Genomic DNA, 24,339 nt, shown 5'->3' with positions numbered 1-24,339 from the left:
AGTAGCGCCGAGAAGGCCATAACGCTGCCGATCTGGCTGATTTCGTCGCCAATTGCCAGGCGAGCCACTATCGCAGCCACAAAAGCGGTAACGAGGCTGCGAACCAGTCATGGAAGATTCGATAGGCGGTGGTCGGACGGTCCGTCTGATCGGTCACGAGGTCACCCTGCAAGTGCAAGGAAGAGCGGGCCGACAGGTTAGCGGCGGACGCCTATGGCAAGGCGGTGCGTGAGGTACGCAATCCACGAGCGCCCTTCGTTGCTGTCAACTCATGACGATACTGGCCGATAGACGTACGGAGTCGGGGTGCGGTTGACAGGTGAAGCTGTGATGTAGGTCATAAAAATACCCTTTGTGATCGTCTTGCCGTTAACTGATCTTCGACTTATGTTTAGGGCGCTTTAGGTGGGCTTTGTCTTGCGAGGTCATAGTGCGCGTCCGGGCTGGTCGTGGCTAGAGCAACGAAAACGCTGCTGCCCTGAGTCGCGTGCGGCTAACGAGCCCCAGAGGTGCCAGTCGGTGACCGTTCAGTAAGAGTGAAGGAATTGAGTTCGAATATGAAGACTGCGATGCCGGTCGTGGTGGGCGGCGGGATACTGACGGCGGCGTTGGTCGCTTCGCCTGTGCAGGCGGCGGAGGTGGCGATCCCGCAGCGGATCGTGGTCGATCCGGTGGCGGTGCAGAACTGGGACGCCGATGTCACGGTGAGCGGACAGGTGCAGCAGGACCGCGGTGCCGGATGGGTGGCCGCTCCCGCTGGTCTGGTCGTGCACTTCGACAGCCCGGACGGGCAACTCCAGGTGATGGCCACGGTGCAGACCGGCGGCCGGTTCAGCGCCACGTTCTACCCGGGCCCGGGGAACATCATCGCGCGTGTGCCCGGCTACGGGCAGGTCACCGAGACCTCGGCCCGAGTCCTGGGCTGGATCAGCCGCCTGTACATCGACCAGGCGCTGGGTGATCGGGAGACCAACCCGGTCTATCCGCTGCGCGGCAAGACCTTCCAGGTCAGGCGAACGCTGAAAGCGGTGCGCGGTGAGGCGCTTCCTGGGCGGAAGGTGACGCTGTGGTGGGCGCCCAAGGGTGCCTCCGGCTACCCCAAGACGGGATGGAAGCAGGTCAGTTCGGGCGTCACCGACGCCCAGGGCAGGGTGAAGATCGGCGCGACCGCTTGGACGGCCGGGTGGCTGCGCACCAGCTACTCCGGAGACGCCACCTACACCGGCGTCGACTCGGGCTACCCGTTCCGCGTGTACTACAAGACCGGGATCGCCGGCTTCAACGCCTCTCCGGAACCGGCGCGCAAGGGCCAGTACCTGACGCTCAAGGGCCGTTTGATGCGGTGGACGTCCTCGGGCGGCTGGCAGCCGATCAAGGGCAAGTGGGTGAGCGCGAAGTATCGCCTCAAGGGCCAGACGACCTTGCGCACTCCGTCCTGCACCAACGGCGGAGACGCGACCAGTTCGACCGGCTGGTTCCAGATGAAGTGCAAGACCCCGGCCGACGCCACCTGGATGGCCTACTACCTCAGTCCGTACGCCTCACCCGACACCAGCAAGACCGACTTCCCCGCGCAGGCCACCGACTACGTCGACGTCCGCTGACCGACTAGAGCCCGTGTGATCGCCCGGCCGGTGACCGTGCCGCGGCAGCCGTGGTGCCTTCCACAGAGGAGGGATGCACGGACCGCCGTCGCGTGGGCCGCCGGTAGCCGATGACCGGCAGAGCTTCGCGGTCACAGCGCCAGGTCCAGGCATGCGCTCAGCCCGGCGCCCGTCCACACGTCGCCGTCGCGGATTACCGGGTCGACGTCACCACGGTGTCGGGTATTCGGCGGCGAGTTGGTCGGCGGTGGACCAGTGCGTCGTAGTCGGCCCCCGAGTGGCCGGTTCGTGGCAGAGTGGCGGGATGCCTGGCGCGAGGTACGGGATGGATGCGCCCTACGGGTTCGGTTTCGTGGGCTTGGTCGTGCTGGGGTTCTGGGTGACCGGGCTGGTGATGGCGGTCACCGCCGATCTGGCCGCCGCGCTGCCCGCGCTGGTCTCCGGCACCCTGCTGGCGGGATGCCTGGCCCTGAGCCTGCACGCCACGCTGCGCGGCAAGTTCCTGGTCTGGCAGGACGTGCTGGACGAGCTGGACCTGCGTGGCGACGAACGGCTGCTCGACCTCGGCTGCGGACGCGGCGCCGTCCTGTTGGCCGCCGCCCGGCGCCTCCCGCAAGGCCGGGCGGTCGGCGTGGACCTGTGGCGCGGACGGGACCAGTCCGGCAACAACCCAGCGGCGACCCTGCGCAACGCCCGCGCCGAAGGCGTCGCCGACCGCGTCCACGTCCAAGGGGGTGACCTGCGCAGACTCCCGTACGCGGAGGCAAGCTTCGACCTGGTCGTGTCCAGCCTGACGGTGCACACCATCTTCGGCGCGAACGGCCGCGCCCAAGCGATCGCCGAGGCGTACCGGGTGCTGCGGCCGGGCGGCCGCCTGCTGATCGCCGACCTGGCGCGGACCCCCCGCGAATACGCTGCGGTGCTGGCCCGGCTGAACGCCCAGGACATACGCGTGCGCGGCCTCGGCTGGCGCGCGTGGTGGGGCAGTCCGTGGGTCCCGACCCGCCTGCTCACCGCCCGCAAACCAGCCACCCCCTGAACACACCCACCGGCACAATTCAGGCCATTCCCCAGATCAATAGGCCGCTTCCTGCCGCGGAGAAGCCGAGCGAACTCCTTCAGCGGCTGTTGGACGCCCGTGCGCTGTCGCCACGGAAGTTCCCTACGGGAGGCAAGCCGACTCGTAAGCAGACGCAGCCCATCTCGCCCGCAAGAGTGAGGAAGGTCCATGCGGTGTTGTCGTCCGCCCTGAACTCGGCGGTCATGTCCAAGCGCCTCGCACACAATCCGGTCGAGCACGTGGAACTGCCCCGGATCGGTCGGAGGCCGACTGATGACGGGACCTGCGGCTCACGTCACGTTGTCGGTTACCGAGGGAGCAGCGGACTGCTTCCTGCGTCTGCGGGTGCGGAGCGCCATTGCCAGGACGACCGCGAGAGCGAAGGTTCCGGCGATCCAGCGGACGCCGAGGGCGTCGAGCCATGCGGTGACCTGCCCCTGAATGTCAGTGACGGTACCAACGATCGGGTCGTCGGCGGAGGCTCCGGCGTTGAGGCGCAACTCGTACCAGCCGTAGTAGCCGACATAGACGCCTGCCAGGAGCAGGAACACCCCGCTGGCTCGCGAGACGTGGGGGAGGACCGCTCGGGTCCTTCGGACGGCGGCTTCCTGGGCAAGGGCGACGAGGAGGGCCAGCAGTCCGATGACCAGGCCCATTCCGACACCGTACGCGACGAACGCGGCCAGCCCGTCCAGCAGATCGCCGCTCCCGGAGACCAGCCCGGTGACGGCGAGGAACGGCGCGATGGTGCACGACAGGGAGGCGACCGCATAGGAGGCGCCGTATCCGTAGAGGGCGACGAACGAGCCGGTCGGCCCGCCGACGTTCAGGCGCGGAAGCCGCAGCAGCAGTTCCCGCCCGGACACCAGCCAGGCGCCGAGCACGATCAGGAGCCCGCCGGTCACGACGGTGACCCACGGCAGGTGCCGCTGGACCGGGACGATCGCGACGCTGATCACCAGGCCGAAGATTCCAAAGACGGTGATGAAGCCCAACGTCATGGCCGCCGTCAACCGCAACGCCCGCGCCGCACCACCGGGCCCGGAAACCAGCAGGGCCAGGAACGAAGGCAACATCGCGAAGCCGCACGGATTGAACGCCGCGACCAACCCGGCGGCCAACGCGAGTGCGAGGTCGTCCATTTACAGGGCGTGCTTATCGATGAGGGAGGACAGCGTGGCCTCGTCCAATGGACCCACCGCCGGGTGGCTGCCACCCTCGGGGTTCACGATGAGATAAGAGGACTGCGAGGTGACCTTGAAGTGCTTGTAGAGGGCACCGGTCCGGTCGTCCAGTTGGACGATCCCGGACGTGCCGGTGCGCGAAACGAACCTCTTCATCGCCGCTTTGTCCTTGTCGAGCCCGGCGACGCCCACGAAAGTGACCTTGTCGCCGTACTTCTGAGCGGCCTTGGCGACCGCGGGCCCCTCGGCCTGGCATTTGGGGCACCACGGCGCCCAGAACCAGAGCACTACCGGCCTGCCTGCCAAGCTCTTGCCGTCGAACGCCGTTCCATCGAGCTTGGCTCCCTGGAACCTCAGCAACGCGGGTGCTTCCTTGACGGACGCCTTGCTCGGCGCCGCGCTCGTCGGTGCTGAAACCGTCGCCGACGACGCGGCGACGCCCGGCTCATCGGCCCCACCACCGCATGCGGTCAGCACGACTGCCAGCGTGGAGAGGGACAGACTGAACTTCTTCATGCCGTCACGGTAGATCTGCTCTGTCCACGCCGACCCTTACAAGTCGATGACGTCACCGCCCGGACTGAACCAAACGCCCACCTCGACGTTCACGAAGGACGCACCGACCGCCCTGGGCCACCGCAAGCGACACGGTCGGGAGGCCGGACGTGCCTTCCTTAAGCCGGCCATGCGGCTCGTCGCCGACCTCGACATCCTCGGTGTCCGTCCACGGCAGGCTCGCGACTCCGGCGCGGCGTGGTCCCCGGAAGGCGACGTTTGCGACGTGATGGCTACCCTGGAGACGCCATCCGGGGCGCGCGGGAATAGGCCGCCGTCTTTCATGTGCTTCAGCTCACGTGGCGAACATCGTGGATATCTCACGTTCAGCCGACGTCGGCACCTCCTCCCCGGAACCGGCGTGGGAGATGTCGGGCATGGACCACGTCCAGTTGCCGGCGGGCGCAGTGCTCACCGAACCGCCGGCCCCGCTGTGGGCGCTGGTGCTGGCGGGTGAGCTCAAGCTTGATGCGGCGTTCGAGGCGCAGTCGCTCGCCGAGGGGGACGCCGTCCTCATCGACGCCCGCACCGCTTACCGGCTCACCGCGTCGGAGCGGCACGAGTCGTCCGCCCTGGTCGTGGCGGACCTGCGCATGGCCGTCCCGGTCCGGCGGCTGCCCAGCCCGCTGGTGGTCCGCGGCTTCGGCGCCCGGAACGGCGGCCTCATGGCGCTCGTCACGCAGTGCCCGCTCGAACGTGCGTGCCGGCCGACCCTGTTCGCCGCCAGCTACGGCAACCTGATCGGCGCGGCGATGACCACCTCCTGGCAGGAGGACCAGGGCGGCGACGCCGAACCTCTGGACGAGGCCGTCACCGCGGTGGTGGCCGCCGTGTCCGCCCGCCCGGCCGAGCCGTGGACCGTCGAGGGGATGGGCCGCCTGGTCCACCTGTCGCGTTCGGCCCTGGGCGAGCGGTTCCGCCGCGCACTCGGCCGGGGACCCGCGGAGGTGCTCCGGGAGATCCGGATGCGGGAGGCGCGCCGGCTGCTCGCGGACCCCTCGCGTCCGGTGGAGTACATCGCGTCCGCCGTCGGGTACGGCTCCACCGCCGCCTTCAGCCGGGCGTTCTCGTCCCACCACGGCGTCGCGCCGCAGGCATGGCGGGAGCCGTCACCCACGCGGGACGCGCAGCGCGGCGAAGAGCAGCCCGGCCGCCGCGGCGAACCCCGTGCCGAGCAGGAAGGCCGCCTGCACGCCGCGGGCGTCCAGGAGCGCGCCTCCTGACGCCGACCCCAGCGTGATCGCCACCTGGAACGCGGTGACCTGCAACGACAGGGCCGACTCGGCGCGCTCGGGCTCGACGCGGGTCACCCACAGCTGGGTGGCGACCGGGACCATGTTGAAGGCCAGGCCCCACACGACGACCCCCGCGGCCAGCACCGGCAGGGACGGCGAGATCGCGGTGACCAGCAGGCCGCCGGCCAGCAGCAGCGGGGCCGCGGCGACCACCGCGCGCAGTCGTCCCGCGAACCGCCCGGCGGCGAGGTTTCCCGCGAACCCGCCCACGCCCCAGGCCAGCAGCAGCCATACCGTGGCGCCCGCGTCGACGTCGTCGAACGCGACCCGGATGAAGGGGTAGGCGGCGAAGTTGCCGAACGCGACCAGGACCACGCCCAGCACCCCGGCCATCAGCCACCGGTTGGCGAGCGCCGCCCGCAGCATCGCCATTCCGGCGGCCGGGTGCGGGGGTACCGGCGGCAACGTCAGGGCCACGGCCAGGGCGGCGGCGATGCCGAGGGCCGCCGCGACGCCGAACACCAACCGCCAGCCGACCGCGTCGCCGAGCAGGGACGCCAACGGGACGCCGCCGATCGTCGCGAGGGTGACGCCCAGCGCGATGGACGTTGAGACCACGCTGTCGCGTCCCGGCACGGCGCGGGTCCCGGCGCCGAACGCGAACGACCAGTACCCGGCGATGGCGACGCCGAGGACGAGCCGGCCGAGGAGCAGGACGGCGAAACCGGGGGCGACCGCCACCGCCAGGTTCGAGACGGCCGCCGCGACCAGCAGCCCGGTCAGGACCGTGCGCCGGTCGGTCCGCGGCAGCAGCACCGCGATGCTGGGTGCGGTGACCGCGCCCGCGACCGCGGTCGCCGCGACCGCCAGGCCGGCGGTGCCCTCGCTGAGCCCGAGGTCGGCGGCCATCGCGGGCAGCACGCTCGCCGGCAGGAACTCGCTGCCGACGAGCACCGCGATCCCGGCGGCGAGCGCCACGATCGGTGACCAGTTCGTCGAGCCGCCGGACCGTGCCGGGGACTCGGGCGGCGGAGTGTCGGTGGACGGCGGCGAGGACTGAGGCGTGGACATGCCGTCCAGCCTCGCCTCGTCCGCGCCGCCGCAGTTGATCGCCTGACGCGAACGGTTGATCGTCTGACCGGTGTCACCAGGTCGGCCGTCTGCCACACCGACGATGCCCAGGTCTTGCAGGTAGTGAGCGAATCGCTGATGCTCGTCGCGGGTGGGCTTCCCGTCTGTGTTGTGGCTGGTCATGCGGCGGCTCCTTCGGGCCGCTCGACCAGGTGGCCTGGTTCGACGCGGGCGCCGGCCCGCACGAGCGCGACGAGATGGGGCGCGTTGATCGCGCGCCAGCGGGCTTGTGCGGACTCGATCAGTTTGAAGACCATGCCCAGGGCCGTGGCCCGGCTGCCAGCGCCTTTGGTGACCTTCGTTCGCAGGCGCACGGTGGCGAAGGTCGACTCGATCGGATTGGTCGTGCGCAGGTGGATCCGGTGTTCGGCGGGGAAGTCGAGAGCATCCGCCGGGCTCCTTCCCGGACGATCTCATCGATCAGAGAACCGTCTCGCGTCGACCCGTCGTTGACCACCGTGAGCACAGGGCGCGCCTTCCCGACCGACGCTGCAACGTCGGCCTACTCGATCACTCGGGAAGGTACGCCCTCCCGATCCCGATCCACAGGTCATGAGCATTGCTCCTGCGGCAAGAGCGGATACTTGTGGGCGTTACTGCCGATTGGACGATGTTCCCCGCGAAACCGGTCGTTTAGGATGCCGGGTCATGGCGATGTTCGTGCACCTGACCTCGGCGGCGAACGCGTCGCGCATCCGGCGGTCCGGGATTCGTGCGGAAAGCCACGGACAGGACGGTGCGCGCGGGGTGTACGTCTTCCCAGTGCTGTGGTCGTTCACCCTCACCCACCAATGGCTGCGCGAGTTGGCCCGTTTCGGTGGCAAGGGACGGTTGGTGGCCGTCCACGTGCGGCTGGACGACGCTCAGCACGTACTGGCCGGGCATTACGCCGAGCGGGCACGGCACGCCCAGGTCACCGTTTCGGCGGCAGAGGCGGTCCGGCGGATCGCGGCACTTGAGGACCCCCGCGGATGGGAGGTGTTCGTCCCCCGGGCGATCCGGCCTCGCGAGGTGCACAGGATCCGTGCCGCGCCGCAAGTGGTCGGCTGGCGGTACCGGCCGGACGCGCACGGCGTGCGTCCATGCAGCTGCCTCGGGTGCCGGGAGCGCGGCGGCTACGGAGCGCGGCGCCTGCTCGAACGGTTGCCGCACCCGATGGACGGTCCGGCGCCACCGGTCAGGGAGTTGCTCGCAAAGATCGCAGCGGCCGGAGACCCCGGAGACCCGGCCGCGCTGCGAGAAGCGCTGGGGTGGTTCGGCACGCGTCGGCGCGGTCCGCTGCCGGAGCTGGCTCACCTCGCCGGCCACCCGGACCCTCAGGTGCGGGAAGAGATGGTGTTCGCCGTCGCCCGCTGGTCCACTCCCGGCGTCGCCGAGTTGCTGGACGGCCTCGCCGACGACCCGCACCCGGACGTCCGGGAGGCCGTGGAGTTGGTCCGCGAATCGCGCTGACCCTTGAGTCCGTGGAATCGGTCGTCGCACGACGGCTGCCTCCGCAATTCTCCGACGCCGGCGAGGAGGCGTTCTCGCCTGGGCACGCTCATCGGCACGAGGGCGGCGGGTGGCCTTCGACTGGGCTCCAAGATCGCGGTCGAGCATCCGACGGGCGGCAGAAGCGGGTGTGGTCGGGCTCCGGTCAACCCACCGGAATAGCGGCATCAGGTCGGGGCTTTGCCATGGGCATGAGCGCCACATCGTTCGATCCATGCACGCTGCTCGCGGAGAGCCGGCTCGGCGTCCTTGCGACGATCAAATCGGACGGCCGCCCGCAGCTTTCCCCGATCATGCCCTTCTTCGACTGGGAGGCCGGTGTCATCTACGTTTCGATGACCGAGGGCCGGGCCAAGACCGCGAACCTTCGCCGCGGGCCGCCCTGGAGGTCACCAGCCCCGACGGCTGGGCGTGGGCCACCGCCGAGGGCACGGTACCGCTCACCAGGCCCGGGACCGACCCTCGCGGTCCCGAGGTCGAGGCGCTGGTGGACTACTACCGCAACGCATCGGGAGAACATCCGGATTGGGATGAATACCGTTCGGCGATGGTGTCCGACCGCAGGGTCCTCATGGCGATGACGGTCGATCATGTGTACGGAGTGAAGCTGCGTTGACGGCCCACCACGCCGCCGCCTCGCCTGTCGGCCGGAGACCATCACTCAGCGATCACGCCAAGGATCCTACGTGGGCTGGATACAGTTCGCTTTCTGGCTCTGGGGTCCGACTCGGTCTACTCCGGCTGCCGTGATGTGTGGCCGGGTGCGGCCCCTCCATACCGAGTCGGGCTTCACGGCGACTGATCAGCGTACGCTGGCACTGCGCATGCAGTTGATCGCACTACGTGTTTCCACGGATTGCGGCGTCATGGCTCCCGCTGTACGCGCGAGATCAGGGCGAGTAGAGGAGTAGACACAGTGCATCAGATGATCAAGGGCGCCAACATTGACCTGTCCGGCCTGACCACGGCGACCGGCCCGTTCACCGTGGCGTTGAGCTGGATCGATCCTTCTGGCGAAGGTGAGGCCGATGTTTCGGTGCTCTTGGTCGACGCCGAAGGCAAGGTCGGCAGCGACGCCGACTTCGTCTTCTACAACCAGCCCGCCACCGCTGACGAATCGGTGCGCCTGTTGGGCAAGGCGCCCACCGCCACCGGCAGCGAGGACCGCATCCTGGTCGACCTGGGCGCGGTGCGGCCCGAGGTGCAGCGCGTTGTCATCGCCGCCAGCCGTTACGCGGGTGCGACGTTCGGTGGACTGGACGATCTGCGGCTGACCACCTCCGACAGCGCCGGAGAGGTGCTGCTGACCTTCGACATCGCCGACGCCGACACCGAGACCGCGTTCATCTTCGGGGAGCTGAGCCTTGGTAGCCGGGGTCGGCCAGAACCGGCATCGTCGTGGCGTAGGGGTAGAGCGTCGGCAGGACCAGTGCGCGGGCCGCTTCGATATCGACGACTCCACCGGGCAGGACGTCGCTGAACCAGATGGGGAAGCCGTCGGGTTCGGACAGCATCTGGACCTGGCCGCCGAAACCGCCGGTCTTTCCCGAGAACCAGGCGTCGATCGTTTCGCCCTTCACGCTCACGGTCTTGTGGCGGCACCGGTCGGTTGCGAAGATCTTGCCGTCCATCTCCAGGTGCGGCAGCCCGTCGGCGACGGCCTTCTCCAGGGCCTGGTGCAGGTCCGGGGCGCGATGGGCGAGGACGTCGATGGCCTCGTGCAGGTATCGGTAGGTGGTCGACTGCGACAGCCCGAAGGCTGCGCCGTGCCGGGTGATGTTGGGCTTGTCCCGGAACCACGCGATCGTGAACAGGGCCTGCTTTCGGCAGGTCAGGCGCCGTGTGCCCTTCCGGGTCCCGCGTGCCCGGCGTTCGGCGCGCAGCAGGCCGGCGACGAAGCGGATCAGTTCGCGTGGGACGTCGAGCATGGCAGGATAGGTGACCACGTGGCGCCTTTCGGTGGCAGACGAGGACTTGTGGTGAGACCTCTTCTACCGGGGGCGCCGCGCTTGTTTCGGGGCATGGCGTTATGTTCGCGAGTCTGCCCGATCCTGCCTGTCATGGCAGGTTAAAGCCATAACGCCCGAATGGAAGTCGCTGGGAAAACGTCACTGGCCCGCTGTTCCCCGGGCCCGGACGATCGTCGCTTTCCGCTGGTGTCGCGCCGGTAGCGACGCCGGGCGGTGTCGCGCGCTGATAGAGGCCGTGATCGAGCCGCTGCAGCAGTGGGGCTCGTCTGGCCAGGTAGGGGCGGTTGCGGTCGCGATAGGAAATTCGCTATTCCTGCCGATACTCCTACACGAGCTATGTAGAGTACGAGGTCGAGCTTAGGGGGCGGCGCAACGCCATCTCTCTTGAGAGCCGGTACGACGCGATGGACAAGGGGCGGCTGTGACGTCTTCCGAAGGAGCGGGTCCGCGTGAGGAGATACATGAGTTCGTTGATGCCGTAATCCGGTCGGCCCACGCGGCGGCCCGCGCAGCCGAGGCGGCGAACGCGGCGAACCCGTCTCGCGCCGCTCGCCGCGCGGCTCGCGCGGCGCATGCGGCGGCCCGCGCGAATCGCGCGCTCGACGAGACGTTCACAGCGCGCGCGACGGACCGGGCGGGGGACGCGGCTTTCGCGGCGGCTCGCGCCGCGCGCGCGGCTGCTCGTGCGAAGGTCTCGGGTTCCGTGTTTAGCGCGGAGGCGGAGTTTGCAGCAGGCTTCGGGGCGTACTGCGCGGCGAAGATGCTGTGGGCAGAGAACCCGGACCCTGAGGGCGCCTTCATTTTCGAGTATCCGAGGGCGATGAGCGCTGTCCGCAGGGCGGGGCCGGTGGTGGCCCTAGCACTGAATGCGTGCGAGCGGGTGTTCACTGAATTGGTCTCGCAGTCAAAGGCCGTACCGCAGCGACGGTTGGGGCGTGTGCCGAGGCGGTTGACGGAGGTGGCGGTAGCGGTGCTACCGACCGCTGACCGAGCCCGGTACCGCGAGGAATGGACCGGCTTGCTCACTGAGCTACCCAGCCGGCGTGCCCGGGCACGGCAGATGTGCTCCCTCCTCGCTGGAGCTCCCCACGAGAGTTGGGCTCTGCGCCGACCGCAGACGGGGCGTGAGCCGGTATGACCTGCGAGCGACAGCGAGCCGCTGAACAGCATGGGGATGTGAGATGAGAGCGCAGACCAAGGCCGGTCACGACGACCGGCGTGGAGTGTTTATCCCGGCCGAGGTGCTGGTGATCACCGCCATCGTGGTGATCGGAGTGGCAGTGGCCGCGCTGGCGGCGGTGTTCCCGGCGGTCGGGTTGCCGACTGGCGTCGGCGTCGCCGTGATCGGATTACTGTACGGGATCTACCACAACCGGAAATCACCCACCAACCCGCCCAGCAGTTCTCCGGGCGACTTGCCAGACCGGGAGCGGCTGAACATCGGCAAGAAAGAGGGGGAACAACGTGGCTAAGGGACCGCGGATGACCCTGCAGACGCAGATGGTGTTGCGGCAGGCACTGAGCGAACCGACCCGGGAGTGGTACGGGTTGGAGATGGTGCAGGCCACCGGGCTGCCCTCGGGCACCGTGTACCCGATCATCACCCGCTTGGAGCAGCGTCACTGGATCGCCTCCCGATGGGAAGACCCGGCCGAGCACGAGGCTGAGGGGCGCCCACGCCGCCGTTACTACCAGCTCACCAAGGAAGGCACCGAGGCCGCCCGTCTCGCCCTGGCCAGAATCCGACAGAACCGCGCAGCCACACCAGTGCCTTGGGGTTCTCTGGGGCCCCAGCACCCCGGGTTCACTGCATAACTGCTACGTACGCTCATCGCAGAGCCGCGCGGTCGGCGGCAGAAGAGTGCGTTGCCTCGGCGGCTTCGGCGGGCGGCGAGCCGACTGGCCGGAACCTTGTGGCGGCTTCGTGTTCAGTGGCGGTGTTGTTCGGTCGGGGTCTGGTAGGTGAGCAGGTCGAGTGCATGGGTGAGGGCGGTGAGGTTGTCCGGGTGTGCCGCGAGGTCGTCGACGCCGACCGAGGGCCATGCTGCGTAGTCCTTGGTGCGGGCGTCGATGATCTCGGGTTCGAGGGGCGGGAGGGCGGCCAGGTTGTCGACGAAGGTTGCGACCGTGTCGGCGGGCAGGTGCTTGATCAGGGTATCGAGGTTGATCCAGAGGGCGGGTCGGCCGCCGGGGTGCGCGGACAGGTTCTAGGTCGAGGGTCGCTGACCGTTGATCGGGTAGTGGGCGATCACGCTGGGGTAGGCCCCGGCTTCGCTGATCAGCTGCGCTGGCGCCCTCGGTGTGATTGAGCAGTTCCGTGTCGATCGCATCGATGCGCGGACCTACGCAGATGGCCCCGCCGCGGTGCTGGCCACCGACGTGCGCGACACCGCAGCGACACCGACTCGGAGGTGCTTGCCTCACCGTGTACGGCGACGCGGGTGTCAGAAGCTCGCTAACCTCCACCAGCGTGGGCACCGCGTCGGCGTCGACGAACAGGTGGTCCAAGCCGGAGGCGCCCGCGGCTGCTCAGTTCGCCCGCAGGGACGCCGATCTCCTGTCCCACCAGCCCCAGCCGCCGTACGGACCGGTCCCGCAAAATCCCGAAATCCAAATGCCGAGGATGGTTCTGGAGACACAACCGAAGTCCGACGCTTGGCCAGGCGCTGAATTGTGGAGGCGATCCAGGTCGAGCCCCGGTCAACCAACGGAGAAGGCGTAGGGCCTCGCGGCATCCCAGAGAATCGTGGCCTCGTCGAGGAAATGAGGGAACCACGGATCCTCCGGTTGCAGAGTGAATTTTGGCTCACCGGGGGCCTGGTAGGTGTAGTACTCAAGGAAGAGGGCGGGTGGTGTCCCAGTGTCCAGGTCGGGCCAATCCGTGGCGAGGATTCCGAGCGCAAGAGGGTGGTCGGTGAGCCGGACGGCCAGCCCATCTGTGGTGCGGCTGAGTTCTTCTAGTATGCGCAGGGTATGGCGGATGCGTTCGCTTAGGCTGGCCGCGGAGCGCTCGACGTAGTAGCGGTCCGCGGCGATCGCCACGGCTGGCGAGTCGGGATCGATAAGGAGGATGCGGATCTGGCAGCCGTCCCGTAAGAGGTGTTCGAGGACGCTGTATCGGGTGTGCACGAGGTTGTTACGGGCGACGCCAGTGATAAACAGTTGTCGGGATGAGGTGAGCCGGAGATCGAGTTCTTCGCCGAATTCGTCCGCGAATGACGGGCGCTCCATCCTTGCCAGGCGGCCTTCGTGTTCCAGCGGCCAGGGAAGCCCGTCAGCCCACATGCGGCGGGCCTCGGCCACGAAATGATCGAACCAGTAGCCGTCCCGATGTTCGAGGTACAGAATCGGGGTGGCTTCGCGCTCTGACCGGTGCTCGTAGTGCTGTACGAGGATCGCGCCATCGCGGGAGTCCAGATCGATTCCGTTAAACCCGATCTTGGGAACGAACGGGCTCACCCGGACCTCTAGCTCACCACCTGTCGAGTCGCGCAGATGGGTCAAGTCGTCCAAGGTGGCCTCGATGCGCGCACGCAGTCTCGCGGGGCTGACATCCGAAGCGTGGTTGTGGGTCGCTTCGCGGACGAGTCTTTCGTCGGTCGGGTCGAGAAGCAGAACGTGGGCCTTTCCGCCTGTCCGCAATGACCGCTGGAGATCGCTACGCATTGTCTGGACCGTTCTCGATCCCGCGATGCCGATGAACAAGAAAGTCCGTGCCCCTGCCCGGCGCGCGTGGTACTCCGCCGGAAACTCCTTGTGCAGTGGGATCGCATCTTCGCTCGCCCGCTGTCGTGCGATCGCGCCGATCTGGTTCCGGGATCTGATCTGCGAGAATGCGAGGAAGGCCAGCAGTGCGAGGACGGCGGACGAAAGCATCTTCACGTCGGAGACACCGAAGCCCCCCAGCACGGTGAACACCAACGCGGTGATGATCAGGCAGTAGAGGTCAAGGTTGGCGTCAGTGGCCACCCGGTTCAACAGGTTCTTCAGCTTGCCGATCACCCCTGTCACCTTACGGGGCAGCACAGCCCGCGACCAGAGGTCTTCCCGACTGGTTTCCTCTCCCTTCACAGAAGGTCAGGCACATATCCGCGAATCCGAGCGCGCCAAAGTCGGAAGACGTGTACTTCAGGGTTCGAGCAGCAGATGCCGGGGCCGGTGATCGAGCGGCGGCCGGGATGGTGTCCGGAGGTTGATGCAGATGAGGGCGAAGACGTCGACCAACCCGAAGATGAAAAGATGTTCGTGAAGCTGGGAACCGGTCGTTTCCTCGCTGCACTGGACCTGCCGGTCCCCGCGGACCTGTCAAGGTGAGCCAAGAGCGGAGCCACAATCAGACCCGCGCTCGGCCCGCCCCACCAACACTCAGCTTCGGCGCGAATGAACGATCGGCGGCAGATCCGGATGTACAGGTGGCGAGGTCAAGGCGCTCAGCCTAGATTTGGCGCGTGCTGGAGACATGGGGACTGACCCTGACCATGGACATCGCGCGGCAAGTCAGGCAATGGCGGGCTGAAGGCTGCACATGGCGCGCAATCGCTGCATGCGCTGACGACGCATGGGGCACCGACTCCCGTGGCAACCAGTTGTTCGGCAGAGACTTGTGTCTGGAAAGCGCGCGGATGCTCGGCGAGAATCCGAACGCCGATCCCTGGAACTGACCCGGTTTGGCGAGTGTCCCTCGACCGACGCTGCTCCACTGCTGTAACCGCTCGATCTGGTCCGCCTGCACGCACTGTGATCGGCTATGGCAGGGCGGTGCCGAACGCGCGCGGTCGAGGGCAATACCGGAACGTGCATCCAACTACCGCGCCAGGCTCAGGACATCGACGGGCCGTTGCCCCCCGACGCGGCAACTCCGCGATCTCATCGTGCCTACGCACCGCCGCACGCCATCCCACGACCTCTCGATGACCCTCTCACCGCTGCCTGCCGTCGCCTCCACCGTCCGCGGCCGGCGGAACAACATTCCGCTTCACAAGCGCCACAACCACGATTATGAGGTCGAAGGCGATCACAAGCAGCGGAAGCAGCACCCACCAGAACAGCGCGGCGACAGCGATGACCGGGAGGAAGACGACCACGAGGACGATGATCGCGTTGCCAAGGTCGAAGCCGCCTGCCCTGCCCCCGCCCGAACCCGACGTTGCCGCGTCGCCGATCTGCACCGCAGCGTCGACGACATCACCGGAATCGCCATCCCGGTTCTTTCGCTGACGGCGCCAGCCACCGAAGCGTCGGACGAGCGCTCGCCAGCGTGGTTCCCAGACCACACGCACCGTCCACAGCGTGTCATCGGGCGCTGTTACAGAACGCTCCTCACGGCGACAGCTATCTGCCCGCACCAAGGCCCTCCGCCCATCGGCTCCGGCAGCAGCGCGCTCGGCGGCATGTGCGGATACTTGTGGGTGCTTCGCGGCCGGGTGGGTCGGGTTCCGGGTCGGATAGTTGGTGGATGCATGAGGCCTGACGAGGGCGAGGACGTCGCCGAGGCTGCTGCGCTGCGGGAACGGTTGCGGCATGTCCGTTGGATCGGCGGCGGCAGCGGAGCGGGCGAGTCGACCATCGCCCGGCGTATCGCGGCCCGGTACGGCATGCGCGTGTACTCGACCGACGAGGCGATGCCGGACCACGCCGGCCGCAGCACTCTCCCGCCCGATCCAGCAAGGAACCCGTGATGACCGGCCTCGACCGCGCTCTCGCCAGAGCCCTCACCGGCCTGCTCATCGACATCGACCTCAGCGACGACGATATCGACCCTTTGCCCTTACATCGCATTGTCCTTACATCGCGGACTCGCGCGGATCCCCCTAGTACAACGCTCGCCCGCTGAACTGTCGGCGAAAGGGTGATTCATGCCAGGATTGCCGGGTGAACATCTCTCATGTTGCGGCGTTCCTGGGCGCCGTGGCGCTGGCCAGCACACTGGCGGCGTGCTCGGACGGCCACGAGACAAAGGCAGCGGACTGCGCCCGCGTGAACACCGTCGTGGCGAAGCCCGTGACGGATCTCAGGAATCTCTCCGCGCTATACCTGCAAGCAGCTTCGCAGCTGCGCGCCATGAAGCCGAAGCTGAAGGACGACAAGGCCGCGTCGCTGGCCGACGCCTGGACCCGGGCATTCGAGGCGCAGGGCAAATATGAGATCGCGCACCCCAACGACCTGGACACGATCAGTCCGGAGTATGCCGCACTGCGCGACAAGGCCGCGCGGGCGGACATCGCCGTCCAGCTCTACTGCGGACGTCCCCGGCGATCCTCGGCGTTGTGACCAGCCGGCGAGACGCCGCCACCCGGGCCCTAGCGCTTGGCGGCGCGGCCGAGCCACATGTCGACGCCGGCAGCGACGAACTCGCCGACCAGGCGCTCCAGCTCGTCGACCTCGATATCGCCATGCGACTCCTGGAACCCGTCGCCGCGCTCATGCAGGCTCTCCCCGCCGACCAGCAACGCGACCTCGCAGCGCTGATCACAACCTGCGCCGAAGAAGAGACCGATCCCGACCGCAGAATGACGGCCCTCGACCTGCCCTACGCCATCGGCATCAGCTGAAAACCCCAGCTCAGAAGTAGTTCAGAGAAGGTTACACAGCCCCCTTCGCCGCTCCGTCGACATGAACATGCCGGGTCACCAACAATCGACCTACCCGCTGCGGAGTGCTCCCCAAGCCACGCCCGAGACGATTGCGGCACTCCCATCGTGGGTTGTTGACCTCGTCTGTCCAAAGATTTGGAACCGTCCGGTCATCGGCATGAGCGGACGTTGGTCCTGCTCATCAAGTTGACCAGGCCTCGGGCATCCGTAGGTTCTGCGGTCTGAACGCTGATTTTGAATGACAGTCCGCCACGCCGATGCTCAAAGTAGCTGACTCGCGGGCGATGAGAGAAGCTGGGCGCCGACGCGGTCCCCTGCGCCCTGCATCCCGCTGGCGCAGGGCGCAGGGAAGAAATGGAAAACGCAAGCGTTATCGGCTGTGGACCGGGCGCGGTCCGCAGTGGGAGCGGGATCGAGCGCGATCCCAGGTCAGGAGGCTGATGGTCGAAGAGGGGTGCGGCGAGTCCTCGTCGAGCATGGCGAGGCGACGTCACCGCCGAGCTCGTGGCGAGTCGAAGCGGAGGCGGGTGTTGTACATCCTGTTGTCGGACGACGAGCACGCGGCGGTGTCGAGAGCCGCCGAGCGTGAGCGGCTGGCGACCGCGGCCTGGGCGGCGCTGAGTTGCTGGCTGCGGCGACCGGGACGCCGCGAGCAGAGCACAACGAGATGCGCGAGGTACTGCGGGCCGTCATGCAGGCGCGCGGTCAAGCGCAGCGGATCGGCGTCAATCTCAACCAGGCTGTCACCGCGCTGAATTCGGGGGAGGTGTCGTCGACGATCCAGTGGTATGCCCGCGCCGCCGCGCAGACGGTCTGCAAGCTGGACGAGCTGGCCGAGGAGTTGAGAAGGCGGCTGCCGTGATCGCGCTTTGAGCGTTGCGTCGTGATCGGGAAGGTCTTGCGGGGCGTTCGGGTCCAGGGGTTGCTGCGCTACCTCTACGGTCCGGGCACCAACGGCGAGCATTACAACCCGCACATTGTGGCGGGCTTCGAGGACGCGGCCGGTCTGGAGCCGGGGGTGGGGCCTGATGGTCGCCGGGACTTTCGTCATTTGGAGGGTCTGCTGACACAGCCGCTGGCGTTGCTCGGTGAACGGAACTACCGCAAGCCCGTCTGGCATTGCGCGGTGCGGGCCGCTCCTGAGGACCCGGTCCTGGCCGATGGGCAATGGGCGCAGATCGCGGCCGAGATCATGCAGCGGACCGGGTTGGCTCCGATGGGGGACGTGGACGCCGTCCGCTGGATCGCCGTCCGCCACGCCGACGACCACGTCCACATCGTGGCCACGCTGGCGCGACCGGACGGCGTCCGTCCAGAGGTATGGAACGACGGGTACCGGGTCCGCGACGCGTGCCGGGCGGTGGAGGAGCGGTTCGGTCTGCGTTCCACGGCGCCGGCGGACCGCACAGCGGCCCGCCGTCCCAAACGCGGCGAGACCGAGAAGGCCGTCCGCCGTGGCCAGCCAATGCCATCCCGAACCCTCCTGCGCCGCAAAGTCCAGGCGGCAGCCGCCGGCGCCTGCAGCGAGAGCGAGTTTTTCGAGCGCCTCGAAGCCGACGGTGTCCTGGTGAAACGGCGCTTCAGCCAGCGGACGGCCGGTGAACTCACTGGGTATGCGGTGGCTGCGCCTGGCGATGTGAACGCGGACGGGCAGCCGGTCTGGTACGGGGGAGGCAAGCTTGCCTCGGACCTCACGCTGCCCAAACTTCGCCACCGCTGGGCAGGTGCGGACGGCTCGGTCCGCAGTTCGTCCGCCGTCGGTCCGCTGGACGGACGGCACCTGTCCGAGCGGACGAAGCGGGCCGTGCTGCGGACGGCCGTCCGCCGCGCCGCGGACGAAGCCCGGACGACCACTGAGTTCCTCAGCCGACTCCAGGACTACGGCCTCCTGGTCAAGGTTCGCGATAGCCAGCACACGCCTGGCCAGATCACCGGCTACGCCGTCGCGTTCCCCACAGGCCACGGTGACGAAGAACCGACCTGGCACGCGGGAAGCCGCCTTGCAGATGACCTCTCACTGACGCGCCTCCAGCAACGCTGGACCTCGCCCGCGACCGGCCCCGCACCAACGATCGACGACGACCTCACTGTCGAGGAACGGCAGGCCTTCTACGACGACGCCGCCCGTGCTGCTGCCCACGCCACAGCTCATCTCCGGCGCGACCTGGCTGTCAATCCACACGCAGGTCAGGACGCCTGCTGGGCTGCGTCCGATGCCCTTCACGCGGCTGCCCAAGCAACCGGGAACCACCACCTCCGCCGCGCAGCCGACACCTACGACCGCGCCGCTCGCGCACCCTACGGGCGTCTTCCTCGCCCCACTCCTGCTGGCAACGCCTTGCGGACCACAGCCCGGCTTCTCGCGCTAACCGGGGCCATGGACCGGACGGCGGTGTCGGCGATGCTGCTGATTTCCAACCTCATCAACCTGCTCGACACCATCGCTGAGCTCCGCCGACTCCAGCACCGCCAAGCCCAAGCCGACGCCGCCCGAAAAGCCACCGCCCAGGTCCGCGCAGCAAAACCCGCCGACCCCGACAACGCTCCACGTCAATCCGCACAGGCAGCCATGCCCTCACAAGGGCGTCTCGCCATGGCCGCGTTTCCCAACCCGTGGGCTCCGCTGCCACCCACGGCCTCCAGTCGCCCCGCACCGACCGGCCCCACGGCACCAACTAACCCAAGCCGCCGGCGCCGCTAACAAGTTCGCCATGGCGAGGCATCGCCCCACCTCCACACACCAAGACACGGAGGCATCCGAATGCAGACCATGCACCACAAAGACCTCGACACTCTCCCCACGGTCGTCAGCATCATGACCGCCGCTCGCGCACTTGGACTCTCTCGTACGTACGCCTACGAGCTGGCGAAGCGTGGCGACTTCCCCTGTCGCATCATCCGAGTCGGCACCACCTACCGAGTGCCGACCGCGGAACTCCGCAAGTTGCTCGGCGTCACGTAGTCCTCAGGAGTCGGCTGGCTCGCTGATTCCGAGTGAACCAAGGAGTGGCTGGCAAGTCCGGAGAGAGACCGCCCGGCGCCGGGATGGCGACGAAGCTCGGCATCCCGGCGCAGGGCGTCTGACCTCGGCTTTCAACCATCAAGGCTGTGCTTGAAAAGATCTACCTGCCTGTAGTTGACTCACCGTGAGCGTGCAGCAGCAGAACGCCACTGCCTCCCTTCTGTGCCCCGGGACCTCCCGTCACCCCCTGCCCGTGAGGCGATCGAGGGCCTCGCTGCCCGGCAGGAAGCGTTCTGCGAAGCCCCTTACACCCGCCTGAAGCTCACCGAGATTGACGAGGAGCTCGGCGTGAATCGAGTGGTGTCCGACTGGGAGACGGCCTCGCGAATAGAGCAACTCCCGCAGAGCCGTTGCGCAGCCCCCGCCACCACGGAACGAACCGTTCCCGAAGGAGGAGACATGCGAGGCACGACCTACAAGCGCTGCGGTTGCCGCAATCTCGAAACCGGTGAGAAGTACCCTGCGGGCAAGTGCCCGAAGCTGGTCAACCGCGATCACGGAGCATGGTGGGCGCGCTACGACGCACCCGCAGGAAGCAGCGGTCGACGAAGACAGCCGACCGTCGGCCCGTTCAAGACGAAGAAGGCCGCGCAGCAAGCGCTCACGGAAGAACTCGCCAAGTTCGAGATCCATGGACGGCAACTCGATCGGAGCCTGAAGACGGGCGCCTACCTGGAGACGATCTGGCTTCCGGCTAAGAAGGAGAGCCTGTCCGCCTCGACGTTCGCGGACTATACGGAGATCGTCCAGCTCTACCTGGTGCCCGGCCTGGGACACCTCAAGCTGGTCGACCTCAGGGACAAGCACGTGATCGCCCTGTACGAGGCGATCATGCAGATCAACCGCCCCCTCCCCGAGGGGGCGAAGCCGAGCGAGATGCTCCGGCGCCTGCTTGAAGTCCGCGCGTACTCAACGCGACAGCTCAAGGTCGGAGAGGCTCCCCGCCGCAAACAGACCAAGCCCATCTCCCCGACGCGGGTGAGGAAGATCCATGCGGTTCTGCTCTCGGCTCTCAACTGGGCGGTGAAGTCCAAGCGACTGCGGGAGAACCCGATCGCGCACGTAGAAACACCACGCGTCAGGGGAAGGCGGGCGAAGCCGCTCGTCTGGACGACCGAACGCGTCCAGCGGTGGCAGGAGACCGGCAAGGTACCTGGGCCGGTGATGGTCTGGACGCCCGCCCAGACGGGCGCCTTCCTCGACTTCATCGCGGACGAGCGGTTGTACGCCCTGTTCCATCTGGTCGCCTTCCGCGGGTTGCGTCGAGCCGAAGTCGCGGGACTGGCCTGGGCGGACACCGACCTCCAGGGCACAGGCACGCTGACCGTCCGCGAGACGCGCCCTGGTTCCGAGAGCCAGGCCGACGAGTACGACGACACCAAGTCCGAGGCCGGCGAGCGCACCGTGGCGCTGGACGAGGCGACCATCTCGGTCCTGCTGGACTGGCGGGTCGTTCAGGAACGTGAAAGATCCGCCGCCGGCCCCGAGGTGTGGGTGGACTCCGGACGGGTCTTCACCCGCGAGGACGGGGCAGGCCTGCGTCCCCAGTGGATCTCCACACGGTTCGAGGACCTGATCAAGAAGTACGGACTCGTCCAGGACAAGCACTCCATCGAAGGCTGGCCCATCAACAGGATCGCTCGTCACCACCGGATCTCTGTTCGCACCGTCCAGGTGGCGACGGGAGGTGAGCCGCTGCCGCCGATCCGCTTCCACGACCTCCGGCACGGAGCCGCGACGCTCGCCCTGCTCGGCAACGTCAACATGAAAGTGATCAGCGAGACGCTCGGCCATGCCCGCCACTCGTTCACCGCCGACACCTACACCTCGGTACTTCCCGAGGTGTCCAGGGCAGCGGCCGAGGCGGTGGCCGCGGTCGTCCCTCGCCGACCGCAGCCGAGACCGTCCGACGCCACCAACGTGATCTCATTCGCGGACCGCCGCAACCGGCGCGGCCAACACGCAGGGTAATCAAAGTCGAGCCGGTCAGCACCCGCATCGTCCGGCGACGAAAGCACTCCGCCGACCTCCCGTGCACACCATGTGCACACCAGGCCAGGAAAAACGGACATCTGGAATGCGACAGGGACTTCGCTCAAGACTGAGATCTTGGACGAAGTCCCTGGTCAGAGTGGCGGAGGATCGGGGATTTGAACCCCGGATGGGCTTGCACCCAAACCGCATTAGCAGTGCGGCGCCATAGACCGGACTAGGCGAATCCTCCAGTAGCCATCAGGCTCAGGACAGGTTACCGGTTCGGCGAGCCAACCGGCAAAGCCTGCGTCCCGTGGCCCGAGAAGCATAGTGGGAAACCGCCGAGGACGTGTCGCTCCCGGGGCCGCGGGAGCGAAGCCTCGACGGTCAGCCCAGGCGGAACCCGGTGAAGCCGCAGGCCTTGGCCAGGTCGTTGCCGTGCTGCTGCATGGCGCCGGTGTCGGGCCGTCCGATGGACGAGGTGTCGCCGGAGCCCAGCTTCCGGAGCATGTCGGCGGTCTGGTCGAGGTCGCCCGCGAACGCGGTCGCGGCGGTCTCGACGTCACCGCCGGCGCTCTGGCCCTCCGACCGGACCTTGGCGGCCGTGTCCGTGAACTTCTGTGCGGTCGCGGAGGCGCCGCTCGGCGACGTCATCGACATCCCACCGGTGGAGAAGCTCCGCAGTTCGGTCTCGATGTTCTTGCAGGCGGTCGTCTTCTTTCCACCGGCGATGGCGTCGACCGCGCCACAGCCCGTGGAGCCGAGCATCAAGCCGCCGACGGCGAGAACGCCGACCAGCTTGGTGGCGGATATGCGCATGAGGGTTCTCCTTCAAGGGGGGTTGGGCTTCGGACGGGAGCAGGACGACCCGCGTCACCCCCGTCTGAGATCCCCCCTTTGGCGTACCGCCCCGACGGAGGGTTCCGTGACTCAAGTCACACTTCCGTAACCTCGCATCGGCCAACCGATTCGCGGACAGGTCCACGAAGCCGGTACAGTTGGCTCCGTCAGGCACCCGTAGCTCAACGGATAGAGCATCTGACTACGGATCAGAAGGTTAGGGGTTCGAATCCCTTCGGGTGCGCACAGAGTTTGCACAGGTCAGGGCCCGGCTTCTCGGTAGGGAGGCAGGGCCCTGAATCCTCTCTGAGGGCCTCGCCTCTCACCAATCTCTCACACTCGTTAAGCGATCTTGCCTAGTCGTCCAACGACCGCCCGTGCGGAACGTAGGGGGCCCGGGAGGGCGCGGTTGCGGAGGCGTCCCATGTGACGGGGGCGTTCGGCGGGTGTGGGCTTTCAAAGTGTCTGGACGTGGGGACGCCCCCGCCGGCGGCGGGGGCGTCGGGTGGTGGGTCAGCGGGGGTCGGGGCTTGGGGTGATCGGCTTGAACATGGGGCGGCCGACGCCGAGGAACGTCCGGCCCATCATGCCGTTGATGATGCCCGCGGCGGACGCGTACCAGGCGCAGACGGCGGTGAGGACGCCGACGTAGCCGCCGATCTTGATCGTGGTCTCGCTGGTGGAGAAGTTCCCGATGAACAGGATGATCTCGGTGGCCTCCAGGGTGACGAAGACCGCGAGGACGGCCTGATTGACCTGGGTGGCCCACAGCATCATGTACGTGTTGAAGATCGCGAAGGCCAGCAGGATCCAGCCGAGGTCGTTGGCCTCCTGGGCGGGGGTGGCCCCGCCGGCGGCGAGGACGACGTACAGTCCGAGGCCGATCCAGAACCCGCCGTACGAGGCGAACGCCGTGGAGCCGAACACGTTCCGGTTGCGGAACTCCCACATGCCCGCCAGGAGCTGGACGAGGCCGCCGTAGGCGAAGGCGTAGCCGAGCCAGGCGTCGGTGCCGTCGGTCCAGCCGGCGTTCTTGGCGGAGAGGAGGAACGTGGTCAGGGCGAAGGCCGCGAGCCCCAGCGGTGCGGGGTCGGCGACGGCGGGCGGTGTCTGCGGGGTCGACTCTTGCTCGACGTGGGTCATGGTGCCTCCTCGGTGGAGTCCCATCGCCGTGTCTCGCTCGGTCTCGTACGGGCCGGGCAGGGATGGACGAAGGAATGCGACAACGGACGTCGGGGAAGGCCGCACCGGCGGGAACGTCGTCCCATAGTGATCCGACCTCACCGTCATGCCAGGCATCCGGCGCGATTCGGACGGCGTCAGATGCGTCCCTGAACTGCGGGGACCGTTATCCGGACGGTCCCGTTTCGGATCATAACTCCGTTGGCGCGTCCGGTCAGGACCCTGTTCGCGGGATATTCCCGACGTATCACCGCAAAGCCATGTCATCAAAGTTGAATTGGGAGGGTAGTGGCCTTCTCGGCGTCGCGCGAGGTGATCGATTTGATGTGATGCGTCCGCACTCATGGAGGGTCTTTGCCTGCGGTCTACGCTGCCTTTGCCGTGCGGGGCGAGGGTTGAACTTAGCAGTGCGAATTATCGACAGGGCATGGTAAGGATGTGACCGGTCACTCCGGATGCGGAACGGGCCGCTGTGACAGTTGTTATTAGACAAGCTAG

General features: G+C 67.6%; 22 protein-coding genes, 2 tRNA genes and 2 pseudogenes. 17 read left to right on the top strand and 9 right to left on the bottom strand.

Annotated features, from left to right (window positions below; all coding sequences use genetic code 11):
* Nucleotides 1–557 precede the first annotated feature (557 nt).
* Nucleotides 558–1,604 carry a hypothetical protein gene (locus tag AL2_RS34465; protein ID WP_157438551.1) on the top strand — a complete coding sequence of 349 codons (1,047 nt, stop codon included), beginning with the start codon at nucleotides 558–560 and terminating at the stop codon, nucleotides 1,602–1,604.
* A gap of 304 nt (nucleotides 1,605–1,908) precedes the next feature.
* A complete protein-coding gene (locus tag AL2_RS34460; protein ID WP_067641248.1) occupies nucleotides 1,909–2,643 on the top strand; it encodes a class I SAM-dependent methyltransferase in 735 nt (244 codons plus the stop codon).
* Nucleotides 2,644–2,954: 311 nt separating this feature from the next.
* Here AL2_RS34460 and AL2_RS34455 read toward each other — a convergent pair whose 3' ends face one another.
* Together AL2_RS34455 and AL2_RS34450 are read right to left on the bottom strand one after the other, a co-directional pair.
* The gene (locus AL2_RS34455; RefSeq protein ID WP_067641232.1) at nucleotides 2,955–3,806 is read right to left on the bottom strand and encodes a cytochrome c biogenesis CcdA family protein; all 852 of its coding nucleotides are present in this window, start codon (nucleotides 3,804–3,806) and stop codon (nucleotides 2,955–2,957) included.
* Nucleotides 3,807–4,364 carry a redoxin family protein gene (locus AL2_RS34450; protein WP_067641230.1) on the bottom strand — a complete coding sequence of 186 codons (558 nt, stop codon included), beginning with the start codon at nucleotides 4,362–4,364 and terminating at the stop codon, nucleotides 3,807–3,809. It lies immediately after the preceding gene.
* A gap of 350 nt (nucleotides 4,365–4,714) precedes the next feature.
* Between AL2_RS34450 and AL2_RS36980 the strand changes: the two genes are divergently transcribed.
* Nucleotides 4,715–5,626, top strand: coding sequence for a helix-turn-helix transcriptional regulator (locus tag AL2_RS36980; RefSeq protein WP_157438550.1), 912 nt, complete (start codon nucleotides 4,715–4,717; stop codon nucleotides 5,624–5,626).
* Here AL2_RS36980 and AL2_RS34445 read toward each other — a convergent pair.
* Both AL2_RS34445 and AL2_RS36975 read right to left on the bottom strand, forming a co-directional pair.
* Nucleotides 5,513–6,892: an MFS transporter gene (locus tag AL2_RS34445; protein ID WP_210748583.1), complete on the bottom strand. Its 1,380-nt coding sequence runs from the start codon at nucleotides 6,890–6,892 to the stop codon at nucleotides 5,513–5,515. The two genes, AL2_RS36980 and AL2_RS34445, sit on opposite strands and share 114 nt — an antisense overlap.
* A pseudogene (locus tag AL2_RS36975) lies at nucleotides 6,889–7,146 on the bottom strand (IS256 family transposase); the annotation flags it as partial. The gene AL2_RS34445 and the pseudogene AL2_RS36975, both read right to left, overlap by 4 nt.
* Before the next feature lie 271 nt (nucleotides 7,147–7,417).
* Between AL2_RS36975 and AL2_RS34440 the strand changes: the two are divergent.
* The 5 genes and pseudogenes from AL2_RS34440 to AL2_RS34425 all read left to right on the top strand — a co-directional run bounded on the left by AL2_RS34440 (nucleotide 7,418) and on the right by AL2_RS34425 (nucleotide 12,045).
* Nucleotides 7,418–8,221 carry a HEAT repeat domain-containing protein gene (locus tag AL2_RS34440; RefSeq protein WP_174550906.1) on the top strand — a complete coding sequence of 268 codons (804 nt, stop codon included), beginning with the start codon at nucleotides 7,418–7,420 and terminating at the stop codon, nucleotides 8,219–8,221.
* A gap of 230 nt (nucleotides 8,222–8,451) precedes the next feature.
* Nucleotides 8,452–8,876, top strand: a pseudogene (locus tag AL2_RS36970) (PPOX class F420-dependent oxidoreductase).
* Between the two features lie 309 nt (nucleotides 8,877–9,185).
* On the top strand, nucleotides 9,186–9,740 hold the full coding sequence (locus AL2_RS36965) for a TerD family protein (protein ID WP_210748584.1): 555 nt from the start codon (nucleotides 9,186–9,188) through the stop codon (nucleotides 9,738–9,740).
* A gap of 1,671 nt (nucleotides 9,741–11,411) precedes the next feature.
* Nucleotides 11,412–11,702, top strand: a complete 291-nt coding sequence (locus tag AL2_RS34430) for a hypothetical protein (protein ID WP_067641226.1) — start codon at nucleotides 11,412–11,414, stop codon at nucleotides 11,700–11,702.
* Nucleotides 11,703–11,712: 10 nt separating this feature from the next.
* A complete protein-coding gene (locus AL2_RS34425; RefSeq protein WP_067641224.1) occupies nucleotides 11,713–12,045 on the top strand; it encodes a PadR family transcriptional regulator in 333 nt (110 codons plus the stop codon).
* Nucleotides 12,046–12,930: 885 nt separating this feature from the next.
* On the opposite strand, the gene AL2_RS38345 is transcribed toward AL2_RS34425, so the two are convergent.
* The gene (locus tag AL2_RS38345) at nucleotides 12,931–14,232 is read right to left on the bottom strand and encodes a hypothetical protein (RefSeq protein ID WP_067641222.1); all 1,302 of its coding nucleotides are present in this window, start codon (nucleotides 14,230–14,232) and stop codon (nucleotides 12,931–12,933) included.
* A 446-nt stretch (nucleotides 14,233–14,678) separates the two neighbouring features.
* On the opposite strand from AL2_RS38345, the gene AL2_RS36955 reads away from it, so the two are divergent.
* The gene (locus tag AL2_RS36955; protein ID WP_210748585.1) at nucleotides 14,679–14,891 is read left to right on the top strand and encodes a hypothetical protein; all 213 of its coding nucleotides are present in this window, start codon (nucleotides 14,679–14,681) and stop codon (nucleotides 14,889–14,891) included.
* Nucleotides 14,892–15,149: 258 nt separating this feature from the next.
* Here the strand turns inward: AL2_RS36955 and AL2_RS34415 are convergent, their stop codons facing one another.
* Nucleotides 15,150–15,509 (bottom strand): hypothetical protein, encoded by a 360-nt coding sequence (locus tag AL2_RS34415; protein ID WP_157438548.1) that lies wholly within the window; start codon nucleotides 15,507–15,509, stop codon nucleotides 15,150–15,152.
* Nucleotides 15,510–15,689: 180 nt separating this feature from the next.
* Here AL2_RS34415 and AL2_RS34410 point away from each other — a divergent pair, with 180 nt between their 5' ends.
* From AL2_RS34410 to AL2_RS34380, 7 genes are all read left to right on the top strand, one after another.
* Nucleotides 15,690–15,908, top strand: a complete 219-nt coding sequence (locus AL2_RS34410; protein ID WP_067641218.1) for a hypothetical protein — start codon at nucleotides 15,690–15,692, stop codon at nucleotides 15,906–15,908.
* A 193-nt stretch (nucleotides 15,909–16,101) separates the two neighbouring features.
* Entirely contained in the window at nucleotides 16,102–16,500 is a 399-nt protein-coding gene (locus tag AL2_RS34405) for a hypothetical protein (protein WP_157438547.1), read from the top strand.
* Nucleotides 16,497–16,781, top strand: a complete 285-nt coding sequence (locus AL2_RS34400) for a hypothetical protein (protein ID WP_067641214.1) — start codon at nucleotides 16,497–16,499, stop codon at nucleotides 16,779–16,781. The genes AL2_RS34405 and AL2_RS34400 overlap by 4 nt, the downstream gene beginning before the upstream one ends.
* A gap of 709 nt (nucleotides 16,782–17,490) precedes the next feature.
* On the top strand, nucleotides 17,491–17,685 hold the full coding sequence (locus tag AL2_RS34395) for a hypothetical protein (RefSeq protein ID WP_067641211.1): 195 nt from the start codon (nucleotides 17,491–17,493) through the stop codon (nucleotides 17,683–17,685).
* A gap of 21 nt (nucleotides 17,686–17,706) precedes the next feature.
* Nucleotides 17,707–19,524 carry a relaxase/mobilization nuclease domain-containing protein gene (locus AL2_RS34390; protein ID WP_067641209.1) on the top strand — a complete coding sequence of 606 codons (1,818 nt, stop codon included), beginning with the start codon at nucleotides 17,707–17,709 and terminating at the stop codon, nucleotides 19,522–19,524.
* 60 nt (nucleotides 19,525–19,584) lie between these two features.
* Nucleotides 19,585–19,785 carry a helix-turn-helix domain-containing protein gene (locus AL2_RS34385; RefSeq protein WP_353831584.1) on the top strand — a complete coding sequence of 67 codons (201 nt, stop codon included), beginning with the start codon at nucleotides 19,585–19,587 and terminating at the stop codon, nucleotides 19,783–19,785.
* Between the two features lie 222 nt (nucleotides 19,786–20,007).
* Nucleotides 20,008–21,816 (top strand): site-specific integrase, encoded by a 1,809-nt coding sequence (locus AL2_RS34380; RefSeq protein WP_157438546.1) that lies wholly within the window; start codon nucleotides 20,008–20,010, stop codon nucleotides 21,814–21,816.
* A 161-nt stretch (nucleotides 21,817–21,977) separates the two neighbouring features.
* On the opposite strand, the gene AL2_RS34375 is transcribed toward AL2_RS34380, so the two are convergent.
* A tRNA-Ser gene (locus tag AL2_RS34375) sits at nucleotides 21,978–22,069 on the bottom strand.
* Nucleotides 22,070–22,206: 137 nt separating this feature from the next.
* Nucleotides 22,207–22,638 carry a hypothetical protein gene (locus AL2_RS34370; RefSeq protein ID WP_067641205.1) on the bottom strand — a complete coding sequence of 144 codons (432 nt, stop codon included), beginning with the start codon at nucleotides 22,636–22,638 and terminating at the stop codon, nucleotides 22,207–22,209.
* 192 nt (nucleotides 22,639–22,830) lie between these two features.
* Here AL2_RS34370 and AL2_RS34365 point away from each other — a divergent pair.
* Nucleotides 22,831–22,903 (top strand) — tRNA-Arg (locus AL2_RS34365).
* A gap of 269 nt (nucleotides 22,904–23,172) precedes the next feature.
* Here the strand turns inward: AL2_RS34365 and AL2_RS34360 are convergent.
* Nucleotides 23,173–23,802, bottom strand: a complete 630-nt coding sequence (locus tag AL2_RS34360) for an acetate uptake transporter (protein ID WP_067641203.1) — start codon at nucleotides 23,800–23,802, stop codon at nucleotides 23,173–23,175.
* Nucleotides 23,803–24,339 lie beyond the last annotated feature (537 nt).

The organism is Actinomadura latina NBRC 106108 (assembly GCF_001552195.1).
In the GTDB taxonomy this organism is placed as follows: Bacteria; Actinomycetota; Actinomycetes; order Streptosporangiales; family Streptosporangiaceae; genus Spirillospora; species Spirillospora latina.
Note: the sequence above shows the minus strand (reverse complement) of the source record. Positions and strands in the feature narration are given on the sequence as shown.

Coding starts and splice junctions, on each gene's coding strand:
- AL2_RS34450 (WP_067641230.1), bottom strand. CDS start 4,364: ATGAAGAAGTTCAGTCTGTCCCTCTCCACGCTGGCAGTCGTGCTGACC.
- AL2_RS34445 (WP_210748583.1), bottom strand. CDS start 6,892: ATGACCAGCCACAACACAGACGGGAAGCCCACCCGCGACGAGCATCAG.
- AL2_RS34440 (WP_174550906.1), top strand. CDS start 7,418: ATGGCGATGTTCGTGCACCTGACCTCGGCGGCGAACGCGTCGCGCATC.
- AL2_RS34360 (WP_067641203.1), bottom strand. CDS start 23,802: ATGACCCACGTCGAGCAAGAGTCGACCCCGCAGACACCGCCCGCCGTC.
- AL2_RS34430 (WP_067641226.1), top strand. CDS start 11,412: ATGAGAGCGCAGACCAAGGCCGGTCACGACGACCGGCGTGGAGTGTTT.
- AL2_RS34455 (WP_067641232.1), bottom strand. CDS start 3,806: ATGGACGACCTCGCACTCGCGTTGGCCGCCGGGTTGGTCGCGGCGTTC.
- AL2_RS34460 (WP_067641248.1), top strand. CDS start 1,909: ATGCCTGGCGCGAGGTACGGGATGGATGCGCCCTACGGGTTCGGTTTC.
- AL2_RS36965 (WP_210748584.1), top strand. CDS start 9,186: ATGATCAAGGGCGCCAACATTGACCTGTCCGGCCTGACCACGGCGACC.
- AL2_RS34385 (WP_353831584.1), top strand. CDS start 19,585: ATGCAGACCATGCACCACAAAGACCTCGACACTCTCCCCACGGTCGTC.
- AL2_RS34425 (WP_067641224.1), top strand. CDS start 11,713: ATGACCCTGCAGACGCAGATGGTGTTGCGGCAGGCACTGAGCGAACCG.
- AL2_RS34395 (WP_067641211.1), top strand. CDS start 17,491: ATGCGCGAGGTACTGCGGGCCGTCATGCAGGCGCGCGGTCAAGCGCAG.
- AL2_RS34410 (WP_067641218.1), top strand. CDS start 15,690: ATGAGGCCTGACGAGGGCGAGGACGTCGCCGAGGCTGCTGCGCTGCGG.
- AL2_RS34370 (WP_067641205.1), bottom strand. CDS start 22,638: ATGCGCATATCCGCCACCAAGCTGGTCGGCGTTCTCGCCGTCGGCGGC.
- AL2_RS34465 (WP_157438551.1), top strand. CDS start 558: ATGAAGACTGCGATGCCGGTCGTGGTGGGCGGCGGGATACTGACGGCG.